Below are 16,966 nucleotides of genomic sequence, written 5' to 3'. Positions count from 1 at the left end.
TTTCTCTGCTTAATCAGACTACCGCACTTTACGGAAAATTCCGTAACGCCGCATCTTTTTGTGACGACGACTACACTTTATTTTCATTAGGATAGTCACTCAGGAAGGAGCTTATGACTCAAAAAATGCAGCATTTCTCGCTTAAGGTGCTGACGATAAACATTCATAAGGGCTTCACAGCATTTAACCGCCGCTTCATTTTACCGGAGCTGCGCGACGCGGTACGCACCGTCAGCGCGGATATTGTCTGCCTGCAGGAGGTGATGGGCGCACACGAAGTGCATCCGCTCCACTTTGAGAACTGGCCCGACACGCCGCACTATGAATTTCTGGCCGACACCATGTGGAGTGATTACGCCTACGGCCGCAACGCGGTCTATCCGGAAGGGCATCACGGCAACGCGGTGCTGTCCCGTTATCCCATTGAACATTACGAGAACCGCGACGTTTCCGTCGGGGAGAGCGAAAAACGCGGCCTGCTTTACTGCCGTATTACCCCGCCCGACCTTGAGCTGCCCATTCATGTAGGCTGTGTTCACCTGGGACTGCGCGAAGCCCATCGTCAGGCGCAGCTGAAAATGCTGGCCGAATGGGCCAACGCGCTTCCCGAAGGTGAACCGGTGGTGGTGGCGGGCGATTTCAACGACTGGCGACAGCGGGCAAACCATCCGTTGAAAGTGGATGCCGGACTGGAGGAGATTTTTACTCGCGCCAACGGCAGGCCTGCGCGCACCTTCCCGGTCCGTTTCCCGCTGCTTCGGCTTGACCGCATCTACGTGAAAAATGCCCACGCCAGCAGCCCGACCGCCCTGGCGCTCCTTAACTGGCGACATCTTTCCGACCATGCCCCGCTCAGCGCGGAGATCCACCTATGAAATGTACCTGGCAGGAAGGCAACCGGATCACGCTGCTGGTCAACGGGGACGAGTACTACCCGGCCGTGTTTAAGGCGATTGATAACGCTCAGCAGAAGGTGATCCTCGAAACCTTTATCTGGTTCGAAGATAACGTCGGCAAGCAGTTGCACAGCGTGCTGCTGCGCGCCGCCCGGCGCGGCGTCAAAATCGAAGTGCTGCTGGATGGCTATGGCTCGCCGGATCTCAGCGATGCGTTTGTTAATGAACTGACCGCCGCGGGGGTGGTGTTCCGCTACTACGATCCCGGCCCTCGCCTGTTCGGCATGCGGACCAATCTTTTCCGCCGGATGCACCGAAAAATTGTGGTGGTAGATGAGACGGTGGCGTTTGTCGGCGGCATTAACTACTCCGCTGAGCATATGTCCGACTACGGCCCGGAAGCGAAGCAGGACTACGCCATTCGCATTGAAGGCCCGGTGGTGCAGGACATCTTACTGTTTGAACTGGAGAACCTGCCGGGTAAAGAGGCCGTTCGCCGCTGGTGGAGACGCCGCCATCGCCCGGAAGAGAACCGGAAACCCGGCGAGGCGCAGGCCCTTTTCGTCTGGCGCGACAACGGCGAGCACCGGGACGATATTGAACGTCATTATCTCAAGATGCTTGCCAACGCGAAGCGCGAAGTGATTATTGCTAACGCCTACTTTTTCCCGGGCTATCGTCTGCTGCATGCCATGCGCAATGCGGCCCGACGCGGGGTACGCGTGAAGCTGATTGTGCAGGGCGAGCCGGATATGCCGATCGTCAAAGTCGGCGCGCGTCTGCTGTATAACTATCTGGTGAAGGGCGGCGTACAGATCTACGAATATCGCCGTCGGCCGCTGCACGGCAAAGTCGCACTGATGGACGATCACTGGGCTACCGTAGGCTCCAGTAATCTCGATCCGCTGAGCTTATCGCTCAATCTCGAGGCTAACCTGATCATTCACGATCGCCAGTTTAATCAGACCCTGCGGGATAATCTGCAGGCGTTGATCGTTAACGACTGCGTGCGCGTGGACGAATCTATGGTTCCCAAACGCACCTGGTGGAATCTGGGCATTAGCGTGGTGGTATTCCACTTTCTGCGCCATTTCCCGGCCATGGTCGGCTGGCTGCCGGCCCATACGCCGAAGCTTGCGCAGGTGGACCCGCCGGTGCAACCCGAACTGGAAACCCAGGACCGTGTTGAAGCGGAAGATGGAGGCAAACCCTGATGTCGAAATCGCATCCGCGCTGGCGGCTTGCAAAAAAGATCCTGACCTGGCTGTTTTTCATTGCGGTCGCGGTTCTGCTGGTGGTCTACGCGCAGAAAGTTGACTGGGAAGAGGTGTGGAAAGTTATCCGCAACTATAACCGGATGGTGCTGCTGGGCGCTGTGGGGCTGGTTATTGTCAGCTACCTGATGTACGGCTGCTATGACCTGCTGGGCCGAGCTTACTGCGGCCACAAGCTGGCCAAACGTCAGGTTATGCTGGTGTCGTTTATCTGCTACGCCTTCAACCTGACGCTGAGCACCTGGGTGGGCGGCATTGGCATGCGCTATCGCCTTTATTCGCGGCTCGGCCTGCCGGGCGGGACCATCACGCGCATTTTCTCGTTAAGCATCACCACCAACTGGCTGGGCTATATTCTGCTCGGCGGGGTGATCTTCACCATCGGCGTGGTGCAGCTGCCCGCGCACTGGTATATCGACGAGGCCACGCTGCGCATTCTGGGCATCGTACTGCTGCTGATTATCGCCGTTTATCTGTGGGCCTGCGCGTTTGCCAGACGCCGTCACATGACCATTAAAGGGCAAAAGCTGGTGCTGCCCTCGTGGAAGTTTGCGGTGCTGCAGATGGCCGTCTCCAGCGCCAACTGGATGGCGATGGGGGCCATTATCTGGCTGCTGATTGGCGAGGACGTAAATTACTTCTTCGTGCTGGGCGTGCTGCTGGTGAGCAGCATTGCGGGCGTAATTGTGCATATTCCGGCGGGGATCGGCGTGCTGGAGGCGGTATTTATTGCCCTGCTGGCCGGGGAGCATGTTTCTCAGGGCACGATTATCGCCGCCCTGCTGGCGTACCGCATGCTGTATTACTTCCTGCCGCTGGCGCTGGCAACGGTGTGTTATCTGGTGCTGGAGAGTCGGGCGAAAAAGCTGAGAGCGAAGAACGAAAAAGTAATGGCGAAGTAAATAAGTCGGGTGGCGGCTTCGCCTTACCCGACCTACGGTTCGCGTTTCGTAGGCCGGGTAAGGCGAAGCCGCCACCCGGCAAAACAACCTTAGCGACGGTTGCCGAAAATCCGCAGCAGCATCAGGAACAGGTTGATGAAGTCCAGATACAGCGTCAGCGCGCCCAGGATCGCGTATTTGCGCAGGTTTGAACTGTCGCGTACGTCGATCTGCTCGCCGATGTTTTTCAGCTTCTGGGTGTCATACGCCGTCAACCCAACGAAGATCACCACCCCGATATAGGTCACGGCCCACATCAGCGCGTCGCTCTTCAGCCACAGGTTTACCAGCGACGCCAGCACAATCCCAATCAGCCCCATAAACAGCATGCTGCCTAAGCCGCTCAGGTCACGTTTGGTAGTGTAACCGTAGAGACTCATCACGCCGAACATCCCGCCGGTCACCACAAAGGTGCTGGCGATGGAGGAGTAGGTGTAGACGATGAAAATACTGGAAAGCGTCAGCCCGGTCAGCGCCGAATAGAGCATAAATAGCGTGGTCGCCATTCCGGCACTGAGCTTTTGCACCAGACCAGAAAGCACAAACACCAGCGCCAGCTGCGCGATAATCAGCCCAAAGAAGGTGATTTTGCTGGAGAAGATAAACATCATCAGTTCAGGCGTGTTCGCCGCATACCACGCGATAAACGCGGTAAGCAGCAGGCCGACCGTCATCCAGCCGTACACCTGAGCCATATACGTCTGCAGGCCGCTACGGGTCTGCTGTACTATTGAATCGGAACGCGGAAATCGGTCCATGATTCACTCCTGATTAAGATTAAGTAGACACACACGTTAAGATTAACACATCCACGTAAACCGACTACCAACGGCTGGCGGCTTGTTTATCGCTGTCGCGAGACTCCACCCAGCGATCGCCTTCCGGCGTGGCTTCGCGCTTCCAGAACGGCGCTTTGGTTTTGAGGTAATCCATAATGAACTCCCCTGCCGCAAACGCGCTGCTGCGGTGCGCGCTGGTCACGCCCACAAAGACAATCTCTTCACCAGGCCACATCTCACCGATGCGGTGGATCACCGTAACGCGCCCGAGCGGCCAGCGGCCTCGCGCCTCGTCGACAATCTCCGCCAGCGATTTCTCGGTCATGCCCGGATAGTGCTCCAGCGTCAGCGCCTTCACGCTGTCGCCGAGGTTGTGGTTGCGCACCTTTCCGGTAAAGGTCACGACCGCGCCGTCTTCATCGCGTTCCGCCAGCCAGCTGTATTCGGTCCCCACGCTAAAACGCTCGGGACTCACCAGAATTCGGGTGTCAGCCATCTTAGCCTCCTGTCACCGGCGGGAAGAAGGCGACCTCATCCCCTGCCTTCAGCGGGTGCGTGAATTCGACCAGCGTCTGGTTAACGGCGGCCAGCAGCTTGCCTTCGTCGAGCGCCAGCGCCCAGCGGTCGCCTTGTGCCGCCAGATGCGCGCGCAGGGCGGCGACGTTTTCGAAGGACGCATCCATCGTCAGGCTGTCGGTATTCACCAGCTCGCGCACCTGCGCAAAAAAGAGCACCTTAATCATGGCTGTCCACCTTAAAATCACCGGATTTGCCGCCGCTTTTTGCCAGCAGGCGAACCGGGCCAATCACCATATCTTTCTGCACCGCTTTGCACATGTCGTAGATGGTCAGTGCGGCAACGGAGGCCGCCGTGAGCGCCTCCATCTCCACGCCGGTTTTGCCGGTTAAGCGGCAGAGTGACTCAATGCGCACGCGATTATGCTCCGGCTGCGCCTGCAGGTTAACTTCCACCTTGCTAAGCATCAGCGGATGGCACAGCGGAATGAGATCCCAGGTGCGCTTGGCGGCCTGAATACCCGCGATGCGTGCGGTGGCAAAGACGTCGCCCTTGTGATGGCTGCCGTCGATAATCATCGCCAGCGTCTCCGGCAGCATAGTGACGAACGCTTCCGCGCGCGCCTCGCGCACCGTTTCGGCTTTGGCGGAAACGTCCACCATATGCGCTTCGCCGGCGGCGTTAATGTGGGTCAGTTGTGACATAGCTTATTTCTTTAAATGGGGATGGAAATTACACGGACGGGTACGGGCATCCAGCTGCGGAGCGATGATGTTTTCCCATGCGGTACGGCAGGCTTTGGTCGAGCCCGGCATGGCGAAAATCAGAGTTTTGTTAGCCACCCCGGCAACGGCGCGCGACTGGAGCGTGGAGGTACCAATCTCTTCAAAGGAGAGCATGCGGAACACTTCGCCGAAGCCTTCCACCTCGCGGTCGAACAGCGGGATCAACGCCTCGGGGGCCTGATCGCCTGCGGTAAAGCCGGTGCCGCCGGTAATCAACACCACCTGCACCTCATCACTCGCAATCCACTGCGAAACCTGAGCGCGAATGGCGTAGCGGTTCTCCTTCACGATCGCTTTATCGACGATGTGATGCCCCGCGTCATGGGCCGCCTCGCGCAGCCAGTGGCCGGAGGTATCATCCTCTTCGCCACGGCGGTCGGAAACGGTAAGGATAGCAATGCGTGTCGGGATAAATTCTGCGCTTACCTGACTCATCTTCTGATTCCTTCTAAAGCCTGATTACCCGCCGATGTAGGACAGGTTCTGAGTAATACCGGTATTGCCCTGATGCAGGAAGTGGGTCTGTTTTTTATGCGTCAGCGCGTCAGAAATGCGTGCTTCAAGCGCGTCCTGCTGCGCATCGTCTTCCAGCAGATCGCGAAGGTCTACGCCACCGTCGCCAAACAGGCAAAGATGGAGCTTGCCAACGGAGGAAACGCGCAGGCGGTTGCAGCTGGCGCAGAAGTCTTTCTCATAGGGCATGATAAGCCCAATCTCACCATCGTAATCCGGGTGGCAGAAGACCTGCGCCGGTCCGTCGCTGCGCTGGCGGATCTGATGGATCCAGCCGCGTTTCAGAAGCTCGTCGCGCAGCACCATGCCGGAGATGTGATGACGACGGAACAGCTCGCTGCCCTCGCCGGTTTCCATCAGCTCGATAAAACGCAGCTGTATAGGGCGCGGTTTGATCCACGCCAGGAAGGTATCCAGCTGATGATGGTTCACATCACGCATCAGCACCGTGTTGACTTTGACCTTCTCGAACCCGGCCGCAAATGCCGCGTCGATACCGTCCATGACCTGCTGGAATTTATCCTGGCCGGTAATGGCGTGGAACTGGCGGGCGTCCAGGCTGTCGACGCTGACGTTGATCGCCGTCAGCCCCGCATCTCGCCAGTTCGCCACGTCACGCGCCATGCGGTAACCGTTGGTGGTTACCGCAATCTGGCGGATACGTTCGTTTTCACGCACGGCGGCAATGATGTCGGGGAAATCGCGGCGCAACGAGGGTTCGCCGCCGGTCAGACGCACTTTTTCGGTGCCAAGCTCAGAGAAGGCGCGCGTGACGCGGCGCACTTCATCCACGGAGAGAAAGCCGTTATTGGTAACGCTGCCCGGTTTGTAGCCATCGGGCAGGCAGTAGGTGCAACGGAAGTTGCACACATCGGTAATCGACAGACGTAAGTAATAAAACTTACGCGCGAAAGCATCAGTAAGTTGTGAAGCCATGTACACCTTTCCAGATCGGGAGGCACAGTCATTTCTTTCTGTACCCTGGTGGCAAATTCGCCACGGCCAGAGCGCCATATCTTTCGACACAGGCACAAGGGCTAGAGTGTATGTTTTCAATTTTTGAAAACGTGGTTAGGGCGATAGTAGCGCGGAAATTCTGACGGCGCCATTATCGCTTTACGCTATATAATTATCTATATAGCGAATCGATCCTGCATTTTCGCTACAGAATACCTAAAAACCGCATTTTCACATTGATATACGTCATTTTGCATCGGGTGAGGCATCGTCTTTTAGGGGTAGTTAGGTTACTGTTACGCGATCGAACGTGATAAGGAATACGTATGCGCAATCTCACTTTTGCGGATCTTGACCGAGTGGTCGCTCTTGGCGGAGGACACGGCTTAGGCCGGGTTATGTCCTCTTTGTCGTCACTCGGCTCAAGGCTGACAGGGATAGTGACCACCACCGATAACGGCGGCTCAACCGGGCGCATTCGTCGTGCCGAAGGCGGCATTGCCTGGGGAGATATGCGTAACTGTCTGAACCAGTTAATTACCGAGCCGAGCGTCGCGTCGGCGATGTTTGAGTACCGTTTTGGCGGTAATGGCGAACTTTCCGGACATAACCTCGGAAATCTGATGTTAAAGGCGCTTGATCACCTGAGCGTACGGCCTCTGGAAGCCATCAACCTCATCCGTAATCTGCTCAAAGTGGACGCATTTCTAATCCCCATGTCTGAACAACCGGTTGACTTGATGGCAATCGACGCCGAGGGGCATGAAGTGTACGGTGAGGTGAACATTGACCAGCTCATCCTGCCGCCAGCGGAGTTAATGACCTATCCGAGCGTACCCGCCACGCGAGAAGCGGTGGAGGCCATTGGGGAAGCGGATCTTATCCTGATCGGTCCAGGCAGTTTTTACACCAGCCTGATGCCAATTCTGCTGGTGAAAGAGCTGGCGCAGGCGCTGCGCCGCACCCCTGCCCCGATGGTTTACATCGGTAACCTGGGACGTGAGCTGAGCCCGGCGGCGGCAAGCCTGACGCTGGCAGACAAACTTGAATTGATGGAGCAGTACGTCGGTAAAAAAATTATCGATGGTGTCGTGGTCGGGCCGAAAGTGGATGTGTCGGGTATTGGCGACCGCGTGGTGGTACAGGAGCCGCTGGAAGCGAGTGACATTAAATATCGCCATGACCGTCACCTGCTGCGCGAGGCGCTGGAGAAGGCGATTCAGGCGCTGGGTTAGGTTCGTTTTGTGCGGCCTGATGCCCTCTCCCATAGGGAGAGGGAGAAAACAACGCTTTTGCTCACGATGCCGCGATGAAAAGATCCCGCAGCTGATGAAGCTGGTCGCGGATCTGCGCCGCCTCTTCGAACTCCAGGTTTTGCGCGTGCTGCATCATCTGCCCTTCCAGCTCGTGGATTTTCTGCTGCAGCGCTTTCGGCGTTAGCACGACGGTATCTTCTTCCACCACTGAACGCGCCTTGCCGCGACCTTTCACTTTGGTTTTGGCGATGTTCTGACCCAGCGCCAGGATATCCACCACCTTCTTGTTCAGCCCCTGCGGCGTGATGCCGTGCTCTTCGTTGTAGCGCTGCTGTTTCTCGCGGCGGCGCTCCGTTTCGCCAATCGCTTTCGCCATCGACGGGGTAATTTTGTCACCGTACAGAATCGCTTTGCCGTTAACGTTACGCGCGGCGCGGCCAATGGTCTGGATCAGCGAACGCTCGGAACGCAGGAAGCCCTCTTTATCCGCATCCAGAATCGCCACCAGCGAGACCTCCGGCATATCCAGACCTTCTCGCAGCAGGTTGATCCCCACCAGCACGTCAAACTCGCCCAGACGCAGATCGCGGATAATCTCCATGCGCTCCACGGTATCGATATCCGAGTGCAGATAACGCACCTTCTCGCCGTGCTCTTCGAGATACTCGGTGAGATCTTCCGCCATGCGTTTGGTCAGCGTGGTCACCAGCACGCGCTCGTTGATGGCGGAACGGGCGCGAATTTCAGAGAGCAGATCGTCCACCTGCGTCGCAACCGGACGAACTTCAATAATTGGGTCGAGCAGGCCAGTTGGACGCACAACCTGATCGACAACGTCTTCACCGGATTTCTCCAGCTCGTAGTTGCCCGGGGTTGCCGAAACGTAAATGGTTTGCGGCGCTAATGCCTCAAACTCTTCAAACTTCATCGGACGGTTATCCAGCGCTGACGGCAGGCGGAATCCGTACTCCACCAGCGTTTCTTTACGCGCCCGGTCACCGCGGTACATCCCGCCGATCTGCGGAATCGTGACGTGGGATTCGTCGATTACCAGCAAACCGTCTGCCGGAAGGTAATCAAACAGCGTCGGCGGCGGCTCGCCCGGCCCGCGCCCGGAGAGGAAGCGCGAGTAGTTTTCGATGCCGGAGCAGTAGCCCAGCTCGTTCATCATCTCAAGGTCGAACTGGGTACGCTGGCTGAGGCGCTGCTCTTCCAGCAGCTTATTGTTCGCCAGCAGCACCTTACGGCGCTCGGCCAGCTCCACTTTGATCTCTTCCATCGCCTGCACGATACGCTCGCGCGGCGTCACGTAGTGCGTTTTCGGGTAGATAGTGAAGCGCTGGATCACCGACTCAACGTGTCCGGTCAGCGGGTCGAAGAGCGACAGGCGTTCAACCTCTTCGTCAAACAGCTCGACGCGCAGCGCCATATCGTCCGATTCCGCCGGGAAGATGTCGATCACCTCTCCACGTACTCGGAAGGTGCCGCGCTGGAACGCCTGATCGTTACGGGCATACTGCAGCTCCGCCAGACGACGAACGATGGCGCGCTGGTCGATGATCATCCCCTGCGTCAGGTGCAGCATCATCTTGAGATAGAGATCCGGATCGCCCAGACCGTAGATCGCGGAAACCGATGCGACGACGACAACGTCGCGACGCTCCAGAAGCGCCTTAGTGGCCGACAGTCGCATCTGCTCGATGTGTTCGTTCACCGAGGCATCCTTCTCGATGAAGGTGTCAGAGCTCGGCACGTAGGCTTCAGGCTGGTAGTAATCGTAGTAGGAGACGAAATACTCCACCGCATTTTCCGGGAAGAACTCTTTCATCTCGCCGTAAAGCTGCGCCGCCAGGGTTTTATTGGGTGCCAGCACCATCGTTGGGCGCTGGAGATCCGCAATCACGTTGGCGATGGTGAACGTTTTACCCGACCCGGTTACCCCCAGCAGCGTCTGGTGCGCCAGCCCATCTTCCAGCCCCTCTTCCAGACGACGGATCGCCTCAGGCTGATCGCCAGATGGACGGAAAGCAGAATTCAATTTGAACGGTTTACTCATGGGCGACAACCTGATGACGTTATAAGCGGCAGGTGAGTAATTTTACTCGTTGTTGCCAGGAATGCCAGTAAAAAATACTGGATGAAAAACCAGTGGCATGTCAGGATATTTAGCATAGCGCCTGAAGGGGTGGTGCGATAACGACCAAAATTTGGGCTGTGACAATATAAAACACCAGTCAGGTCAGGTTATCCCCAGAACTTTTTCTTTTTTAACATTTGTCAAGCCAGGTAATGATAGTTTTGTGGCAACGGGTGACACTTTCATGACGGGAATTGCTTTTATCTAAGCAGTTAAATAATAAACGATATTTTCTAAAGCCGCGTTTCGCGTCAATTTGGGCGTAAGCCGCGTCTTCTCTCGCTTATCGCGTGTTTTCTAACTCTAATGCACATGGTTATCCACAGGAATAGTGGATAACTGCTTCCAGCCCGTGCAGAGTGGCGCTCGGCAAATTCCCGGATTTTCCCACGAGACGGCAGCAAAAAATTTTTATAGCTATTTTTTGATGATTAACAGTTGTGTCATTCATAACCAAGCGATGAGATATTGCTCACATTTTCATCATTTCGGGTACTGCACCACAACTCGGCACCGACAGCACCGTCGATGTGCAATCCCCTTTTTTCTCAGCCCCTCTCCGGTGACTTATTCCTAAAAAAGTCGTTTTTTTGAACACTTTCTGGTTTCTGGCAGGGGTTTTGCACATTCAAACCCGAGCCTCACCTACACACATTTTTAAGGAGAGAAAGATGTTGAGTCTGCGTGCTGTGAATCAGTTTTACGGAAGCCAACATACGCTATGGAACGTGAATTTGGATTTTCCGCAAGGGATGTGTACAGGCGTCGTTGGCCTCCCGGGAATGGGGAAAACCACCCTCATGAATTGCATCGCCGGGAGAGTGCCCGTTGAAAGCGGCAGCATCATCTGGCATGAGGCGGGCGCGCCGCCGCGGGACTTGCTTAACCTGCCGCCAGAACAGCGTTCAGGACCGGGGATAGGCTATGTCCCGCAGGACAGGCGGATCTTCTCCCAGCTAACGATTGAGGAGAATCTGCATATCGCCATGCGGGCGATGGGGAAACCCAACCCGGAAGCGAAAAGTGAGGTTTACGACCTGTTTCCGGCGCTCTACGCATTGCGACAGACCCGCGCGAACACGCTCTCTCCGGACGACCAGTACCAGCTGGCGCTGGCTAATGCGCTGGTGAACCGTCCGCACCTGCTGATCCTCGATGAGCCCCTGCACGGCGCAGGACACAGCTTCGCCCAGAGGCTGGGGCAGCTGCTGGCGCGCTTAAACCGGGAGTTAGGCATGACGGTGCTGTTAGCGGAGCAGCAGCTGTCGTTTATCCGCCGGGTGGCGGACCGTTTCTGTATGCTCTATCGCGGGCGTAACGTGGCGCAGGGCCACGTTAACGAACTGGATGACGAGCTTATCGCGCACTGGATGTCTCGGGAAGCAAGACGCTGAGATCGAGATAACGCCCGGTGTCGGCATTTTCCGCGCCGTCAGCAAGCCAGGGAATTTCTCCGAGGCACGGGGCGGGAAGGACGCGCCTGAGCGTCGCCAGATACTCCAGGTGTCGTTTACCCGGCGCAACCACGTCGTTGGCTATCCAGCCCGCCAGCGTCAGCCCGGCCTGCTGTACGGCCTGCGCGGTCAACATGGCGTGATTGATGCAGCCCAGCTTGACGCCGACGACCAGAATGACCGGAAGCTGCTCGGCCTGCACCCAGTCAGCAAACGTCTGCGCGTCCGAAAGCGGCGTAAACCAGCCGCCTGCACCCTCCACCAGCACCCAGTCGGCCTGGCTTTCCAGCGTCCGTAACCCGGCTGACAGCACGGTGAAATCAATCGGACGACCTTCGTCAGCGCTGATAATGTGCGGCGAGGTCGGCTCGGCAAAGGTGTACGGATTGACCGCTGAATAGGCGAGCTCAAGGGTGCTGTTACGCTGGAGCGCCAGCGCGTCGGTGTTGCGTAACCCTTCAGCCGTCATCTCGCTGCCGGACGCCACGGGCTTATACCCGGCGGTGTTTTTCCCGAGCCGTCGTGCCGCCTGCAGCAGCGCCGAGCTGGCAACCGTTTTGCCCACTTCTGTATCCGTTCCGGTGACAAAATAACGTTCAGTCACGTTCGATAATCCCATGAAAAAGTTGATAGGAGAGCGGGAAATGACCCCGCTGCTGCGGCCAGGCCAGCTCAAGGCGCTGCAGCTGGCCCCGGGTGAGCGGTTTTTTCTCCCGTCCGGCATGCAGGTGCGTGGCGCCTATGCCCTTCAGCGAGCGCATGGCGCTGAGCGCATCGCTAAAATTGAGGGTGATGGTCTGCACCGTGCTGCGATAGCGCCAGCCTGCCAGCGCCTGCGTCACCTGGTCATGCGATAAAAAGCGGTTAGCGTGCGGTTGCTCATCCACCGCTTTCCACGCCTGATTCAGCTCCGGCAGCGAACTTTCCAGCAGGGTGGTAAAGGCCACCTTCCCGCCCGGTCGCGCCACGCGATAAAGCTCGCGCAAGGCCTGCGGCAGGCTGCTGCACCACTGGACCGCCAGATGACTCCAGACCAGATCGAACTGCGCATCCGCCAGCGGGATAGCCTCGATATCGGCCAGCAGATAATGGTCCGCGGCCTGCCTCTGACGCGCCTCGTCGAGCATCTGGTCTGAGAGGTCGATAGCCGTGACCTGACTTCCCGCCCCGCGCCAGTAGCGACTGTTGCTGCCGGGACCACAGCCCGCGTCCAGCACCTGCGGAAAACGGTTTTCGCCAAGCGCGGCCAGAAGCCCCTGCGCGCTCTGACGCTGCAGGTCGTCGTGCTGCGAATAGCTCTGCGCGGCCCGACCAAATGCCGCCGCAACGGCCTGTTTATTCACCGGCAGCATGGAGCGCCTCCAGCAGCGTCTGGATATCCCGTGCTTCATGCGCCGCCGTCAGGGTTAAACGCAGCCGCGCGGTACCCGGTGGAACGGTTGGCGGGCGGATGGCGGTGACCCACATGCCGCGCTCGCGCAGCGCCTGTGCCAGCGCCAGCGCGCGGCCGTTTTCGCCGACAATCACCGGCTGGATAGCGCTCTGCGAATCGGGGCTGTGGAAAGGCAGCGCCGCTAGCCCCTGACGGAAGCGGGAGATATGCTCTGCCAGCCGCTGACGACGCTCATCCCCTTCTGCGCTGCGGGTCACCGCCAGCGACGCAGATAGCGCCACGGCCTGCGCCGGGGGCATGCTGGTGCTGTAAATCAGGTGTCGGGCAAACTGCAGCAGATAGTCGGCGACGGACTCACTGCACAGCACGGCGGCGCCGCTGACGCCAAAGCCCTTGCCGAAGGTGACAATCAGCAGCTCCGGCTTCACGTTTTGCTGATGCGCGCTGCCGCGACCTTCGTCGCCCATTACGCCAATCCCGTGGGCATCGTCCACCAGCAGCCAGGCGTTTTGCCGCTTTGCGGCCTCGTGCAGCGCGGCAAGCGGCGCGCTGTCGCCGTCCATGCTGAACACGCCTTCGGTGACCGCCAGCTGTTGTCCGTCGCAGGGTTTATCCAGCAGCGCAGCAAGCTGCCCCGCATCGTTATGGGCAAAACGGCGCAGCTGCGCCGGGCTTAAATTTGCCGCCTCCAGCAGCGAGGCGTGGCTCAGGCGGTCAGCGACTATGCGATCCTCTTTTTCCATCAGGGCGGTAATCACCGCCTGATTCGCAGCAAAGCCGGAGATAAAGAGCAGCGCGCGCGGGTAGCCGAGCCAGTCGGCAAGCGCCTCTTCCAGCGCCTGATGCGCCGTGGTGTAGCCGCTGACGTGTCCCGAGCCACCGCTGCCCACGCCAAACCGCTCAGCACCCTGCTGCCAGGCGCGGATGATGGCCGGATGCTGGCTCAGCCCGAGATAGTCGTTGCTGGAGAAATTACAAAACTGCCGCCCGTCGCGGGTAAGAAAACGGCCCGCGCCGTTTTCCACCACCCTGCGAACGCGAAACGCCTCTGCCGCCCGGCGTTCGTCCAGCGCGGTATTAATTCGTGCCTGCCAGGTCATACTGCTGCCGCGTTGTAGAACTGGTCGGTGTCGGCGTTGAAAATCTGCTGCTCCAGCTGCTGCTGTTGCTCGTTATCGCCCGTCAGCACCTCGGTCTGATGCGGGTTAAGCCCCAGCTTGCGGAACAGCTGAACGTCTTTGTCCTCTTCCGGGTTCGGCGTAGTCAGCAGCTTGCAGCCGTAGAAGATGGAGTTGGCTCCAGCCATGAAGCACATCGCCTGGGTCTGCTCGTTCATCTGTTCACGGCCCGCAGAGAGGCGCACGAAAGAGGTCGGCATCATGATGCGCGCCACCGCGATGGTGCGGATAAAATCAAACGCATCCACGTCGTCGTTATTCGCCAGCGGCGTGCCTTTAACCTTCACCAGCATGTTGATCGGCACGCTTTCCGGCGGGGTCGGCAGGTTCGCCAGCTGCAGCAGCAGGCCCGCGCGGTCTTTAACCGTCTCGCCTAAGCCGACAATACCGCCCGAGCAGACCTTGATCCCCGCGTCACGCACTTTATCCAGCGTGTCCAGACGCTCCTGATAGGTACGCGTGGTGATGATGTTGCCGTAAAACTCCGGCGAGGTGTCGAGGTTGTGGTTGTAGTAGTCCAGCCCTGCGGCGGAGAGGCGCTGAGCCTGCTCGTCGTTCAGCGTGCCGAGGGTCATACAGGCTTCGAGGCCCATCTCCTTCACGCCCTTCACCATCTGCTCCAGATACGGCATGTCGCGATCGTGCGGGTTTTTCCACGCCGCGCCCATGCAGAAGCGGGTCGAGCCGGCGTTTTTCGCCTTGCGCGCCGAGTCGAGCACCTGCTCCACTTCCATCAGGCGCTCTGACTCCAGACCGGTTTTGTAGCGCGCGCTCTGCGGGCAATATTTGCAGTCTTCGGGGCAGGCACCGGTCTTGATCGACAGCAGCGTGCTGACCTGAACATGGCGGGGATCGAAGTGCTGACGATGCACCTGTTGGGCTTCGAACATCAGCTCAAGGAAAGGTTTGTTGAATAATTCAGTGACTTGCGACATCGTCCAGCGTGCGTGGTGAGCCATGGGGCTTCTCCAAAGGGTTTTGTTAATTTTCGGTTCGGTTTATACTCGTAAACCTAAAACTTTTCAAAATGGTTTACAAGTCGATTATGACCCAGGACGATCTCGCCTTCGACAAGCAGCATATCTGGCACCCTTACACCTCCACCACCCGCCCCCTTCCCGTCTATCCGGTGGCCTCGGCCCACGGCTGCGAGCTGCACCTCGCCAGCGGCGAACGGCTCGTTGACGGAATGTCTTCCTGGTGGGCGGCCATTCACGGGTACAACAACCCGCGCCTGAACGCGGCGATGAAGGCGCAGATTGACCAGATGTCGCACGTGATGTTTGGCGGAATCACCCATCAGCCCGCGGTGGACTTATGCCGTCGCCTGGTGGCGATGACGCCTGAATCGCTGGAGTGCGTGTTCCTGGCCGATTCCGGCTCCGTGGCGGTGGAAGTGGCGATGAAAATGGCGCTGCAGTACTGGCACGCCAAAGGCGAAACGCGCCAGCGGTTCCTCACCTTCCGCAACGGCTATCACGGGGATACCTTCGGGGCGATGTCGGTGTGCGATCCGGACAACTCGATGCACAGCCTGTGGAAAGGCTATCTGCCGGAAAACCTGTTCGCCCCTGCCCCGCAGAGCCGCTTCGACGGCGAGTGGAGCGAGATGGACATGGTCGGTTTCGCCCAGCTGATGGCGGCGCATCGCCATGAAATCGCCGCCGTGATCCTGGAGCCGATTGTGCAGGGTGCAGGCGGAATGCGGATGTACCACCCGGAATGGCTGAGGCGTATTCGCAGGATGTGCGACCGCGAGGGCATTCTGCTGATTGCCGATGAGATCGCCACCGGCTTTGGCCGCACCGGCAAGCTGTTTGCCTGCGAGCATGCGGGTATTGCCCCGGATATTCTGTGTCTGGGTAAAGCGCTGACAGGCGGCACCATGACGCTCTCCGCCACGCTCACGACCCGCCAGGTGGCCGACACCATCAGCGACGGCGAGGCGGGCTGCTTTATGCACGGCCCGACGTTTATGGGTAATCCTCTCGCCTGCGCCGTCGCAAGCGAAAGCCTGGCCATTCTGGAGAGCGGCGAATGGCAAACGCAGGTGGCGGCGATTGAGGCGCAGCTGAAAGACGAGCTGAGCGCCGCCTCGGGTGCGAATTTCGTGGCGGACGTGCGCGTGCTGGGCGCCATCGGGGTGATTGAAACCACCCATCCGGTGAATATGGCGGCGCTGCAGCGCTTCTTCGTTGAGCAGGGCGTCTGGGTGCGGCCTTTCGGCAAGCTTATCTACCTGATGCCGCCGTACAGCATCACGCAGGAGCAGCTGCGTAAATTAACCGGCGCGGTTGTAACAGCCGTTAACATTCCCGCGCATTTCACGATGTAACCCTATGCATTACACTTGCTGAACGAGCGATCAACGAGGGTAAACCGTATGAAAATCATCAGTAAAGATCTGCGCGACGGTGAAAAACTGCCGGAACGCCACGTATTCAACGGCATGGGGTATCAGGGAGACAATATCTCCCCGCACCTGGCGTGGGACGAGGTTCCGGCCGGAACAAAAAGCTTTGTCGTGACCTGCTACGACCCGGATGCGCCGACCGGCTCCGGCTGGTGGCACTGGATTGTGGCGAACCTGCCTGCCGACACGCGCGTCCTGCCGCAGGGTTCCGGTTCAGACCTGGTTGCCCTGCCTGAAGGTGCCATTCAGACGCGCACCGATTTTGGTAAAGCGGGCTACGGCGGCGCTGCGCCGCCAAAAGGGGAAACCCACCGCTATATCTTCACGGTGCACGCGCTGGATGTGGAGAAGATTGAGGTCGATGAAGGGGCGAGCGGCGCGATGGTAGGGTTTAACGTGCATTTCCATTCGCTTGGCAGCGCGTCGATTACGGCGATGTATTCGTAATAGTGCGGGCTGATGCCCTCACCTCG

Annotated in this window: 18 protein-coding genes and 1 riboswitch; of the genes, 7 read left to right on the top strand and 11 right to left on the bottom strand. The window is 58.5% G+C overall.

All coding sequences use genetic code 11. From position 1 onward, the window contains the following. The first annotated feature begins 113 nt into the window (after positions 1-113). The 3 genes from KGP24_RS07160 to KGP24_RS07150 are packed head-to-tail and all read left to right on the top strand — an operon-like array spanning position 114 to position 3,072. On the top strand, positions 114-875 hold the full coding sequence (locus KGP24_RS07160; protein WP_194399878.1) for an endonuclease/exonuclease/phosphatase family protein: 762 nt from the start codon (positions 114-116) through the stop codon (positions 873-875). Beyond that, positions 872-2,110, top strand: coding sequence for a cardiolipin synthase ClsB (clsB, locus tag KGP24_RS07155; RefSeq protein WP_223562826.1), 1,239 nt, complete (start codon positions 872-874; stop codon positions 2,108-2,110). The genes KGP24_RS07160 and clsB overlap by 4 nt, the downstream gene beginning before the upstream one ends. Further along, positions 2,110-3,072, top strand: coding sequence for a YbhN family protein (locus tag KGP24_RS07150; protein WP_063442025.1), 963 nt, complete (start codon positions 2,110-2,112; stop codon positions 3,070-3,072). The genes clsB and KGP24_RS07150 overlap by 1 nt, the downstream gene beginning before the upstream one ends. Before the next feature lie 89 nt (positions 3,073-3,161). Here the strand turns inward: KGP24_RS07150 and KGP24_RS07145 are convergent, their stop codons facing one another. The 6 genes from KGP24_RS07145 to moaA all read right to left on the bottom strand — a co-directional run bounded on the left by KGP24_RS07145 (position 3,162) and on the right by moaA (position 6,641). Continuing rightward, positions 3,162-3,869 (bottom strand): Bax inhibitor-1/YccA family protein, encoded by a 708-nt coding sequence (locus tag KGP24_RS07145; protein WP_029742164.1) that lies wholly within the window; start codon positions 3,867-3,869, stop codon positions 3,162-3,164. 64 nt (positions 3,870-3,933) lie between these two features. Continuing rightward, positions 3,934-4,386: a molybdopterin synthase catalytic subunit MoaE gene (gene moaE, locus KGP24_RS07140; protein WP_223562825.1), complete on the bottom strand. Its 453-nt coding sequence runs from the start codon at positions 4,384-4,386 to the stop codon at positions 3,934-3,936. Position 4,387: 1 nt separating this feature from the next. After that, positions 4,388-4,633 (bottom strand): molybdopterin synthase sulfur carrier subunit, encoded by a 246-nt coding sequence (moaD, locus tag KGP24_RS07135; RefSeq protein WP_223562824.1) that lies wholly within the window; start codon positions 4,631-4,633, stop codon positions 4,388-4,390. Further along, complete coding sequence (gene moaC, locus KGP24_RS07130; protein ID WP_008501142.1) at positions 4,626-5,111, bottom strand: cyclic pyranopterin monophosphate synthase MoaC; 486 nt, start codon at positions 5,109-5,111, stop codon at positions 4,626-4,628. The genes moaD and moaC overlap by 8 nt, the downstream gene beginning before the upstream one ends. A 3-nt stretch (positions 5,112-5,114) precedes the next feature. Next, a complete protein-coding gene (moaB, locus tag KGP24_RS07125; RefSeq protein ID WP_024908761.1) occupies positions 5,115-5,627 on the bottom strand; it encodes a molybdenum cofactor biosynthesis protein B in 513 nt (170 codons plus the stop codon). A gap of 24 nt (positions 5,628-5,651) precedes the next feature. After that, positions 5,652-6,641 (bottom strand): GTP 3',8-cyclase MoaA, encoded by a 990-nt coding sequence (gene moaA, locus KGP24_RS07120; protein ID WP_223562823.1) that lies wholly within the window; start codon positions 6,639-6,641, stop codon positions 5,652-5,654. After that, positions 6,629-6,762, bottom strand: a riboswitch (molybdenum cofactor riboswitch). It overlaps the preceding gene by 13 nt. A 226-nt stretch (positions 6,763-6,988) precedes the next feature. On the opposite strand from moaA, the gene yvcK reads away from it, so the two are divergent. Beyond that, on the top strand, positions 6,989-7,897 hold the full coding sequence (gene yvcK, locus KGP24_RS07115; RefSeq protein ID WP_223562822.1) for a uridine diphosphate-N-acetylglucosamine-binding protein YvcK: 909 nt from the start codon (positions 6,989-6,991) through the stop codon (positions 7,895-7,897). Positions 7,898-7,958: 61 nt separating this feature from the next. On the opposite strand, the gene uvrB is transcribed toward yvcK, so the two are convergent. Further along, positions 7,959-9,974, bottom strand: coding sequence for an excinuclease ABC subunit UvrB (uvrB, locus tag KGP24_RS07110; protein ID WP_223562821.1), 2,016 nt, complete (start codon positions 9,972-9,974; stop codon positions 7,959-7,961). A 752-nt stretch (positions 9,975-10,726) separates the two neighbouring features. Between uvrB and KGP24_RS07105 the strand changes: the two genes are divergently transcribed. Further along, the gene (locus tag KGP24_RS07105; protein ID WP_223562820.1) at positions 10,727-11,449 is read left to right on the top strand and encodes an ATP-binding cassette domain-containing protein; all 723 of its coding nucleotides are present in this window, start codon (positions 10,727-10,729) and stop codon (positions 11,447-11,449) included. Here KGP24_RS07105 and bioD read toward each other — a convergent pair. From bioD to bioB, 4 genes are read right to left on the bottom strand one after another with little or no spacing between them, the layout of a single operon-like run. Next, positions 11,412-12,113, bottom strand: a complete 702-nt coding sequence (gene bioD / locus KGP24_RS07100) for a dethiobiotin synthase (RefSeq protein WP_223562819.1) — start codon at positions 12,111-12,113, stop codon at positions 11,412-11,414. The two genes, KGP24_RS07105 and bioD, sit on opposite strands and share 38 nt — an antisense overlap. Further along, entirely contained in the window at positions 12,106-12,861 is a 756-nt protein-coding gene (bioC, locus tag KGP24_RS07095) for a malonyl-ACP O-methyltransferase BioC (RefSeq protein ID WP_223562818.1), read from the bottom strand. The genes bioD and bioC overlap by 8 nt, the downstream gene beginning before the upstream one ends. Then, positions 12,845-14,002, bottom strand: coding sequence for an 8-amino-7-oxononanoate synthase (gene bioF, locus KGP24_RS07090; RefSeq protein ID WP_223562817.1), 1,158 nt, complete (start codon positions 14,000-14,002; stop codon positions 12,845-12,847). Before bioF ends, bioC begins: the two co-directional genes overlap by 17 nt. Further along, positions 13,999-15,039, bottom strand: a complete 1,041-nt coding sequence (gene bioB / locus KGP24_RS07085; RefSeq protein ID WP_223562816.1) for a biotin synthase BioB — start codon at positions 15,037-15,039, stop codon at positions 13,999-14,001. The genes bioF and bioB overlap by 4 nt, the downstream gene beginning before the upstream one ends. 68 nt (positions 15,040-15,107) lie before the next feature. On the opposite strand from bioB, the gene bioA reads away from it, so the two are divergent. Together bioA and KGP24_RS07075 are read left to right on the top strand one after the other, a co-directional pair. Next, positions 15,108-16,415 (top strand): adenosylmethionine--8-amino-7-oxononanoate transaminase, encoded by a 1,308-nt coding sequence (gene bioA, locus KGP24_RS07080; protein WP_223562815.1) that lies wholly within the window; start codon positions 15,108-15,110, stop codon positions 16,413-16,415. Between the two features lie 48 nt (positions 16,416-16,463). Next, the gene (locus KGP24_RS07075; RefSeq protein ID WP_008501131.1) at positions 16,464-16,940 is read left to right on the top strand and encodes a kinase inhibitor; all 477 of its coding nucleotides are present in this window, start codon (positions 16,464-16,466) and stop codon (positions 16,938-16,940) included. The last annotated feature ends 26 nt before the right edge of the window (positions 16,941-16,966 follow it).

The sequence above is a fragment of the Enterobacter sp. JBIWA008 genome, assembly GCF_019968765.1.
GTDB lineage: Bacteria > Pseudomonadota > Gammaproteobacteria > Enterobacterales > Enterobacteriaceae > Enterobacter.
Note: the sequence above shows the minus strand (reverse complement) of the source record. Positions and strands in the feature narration are given on the sequence as shown.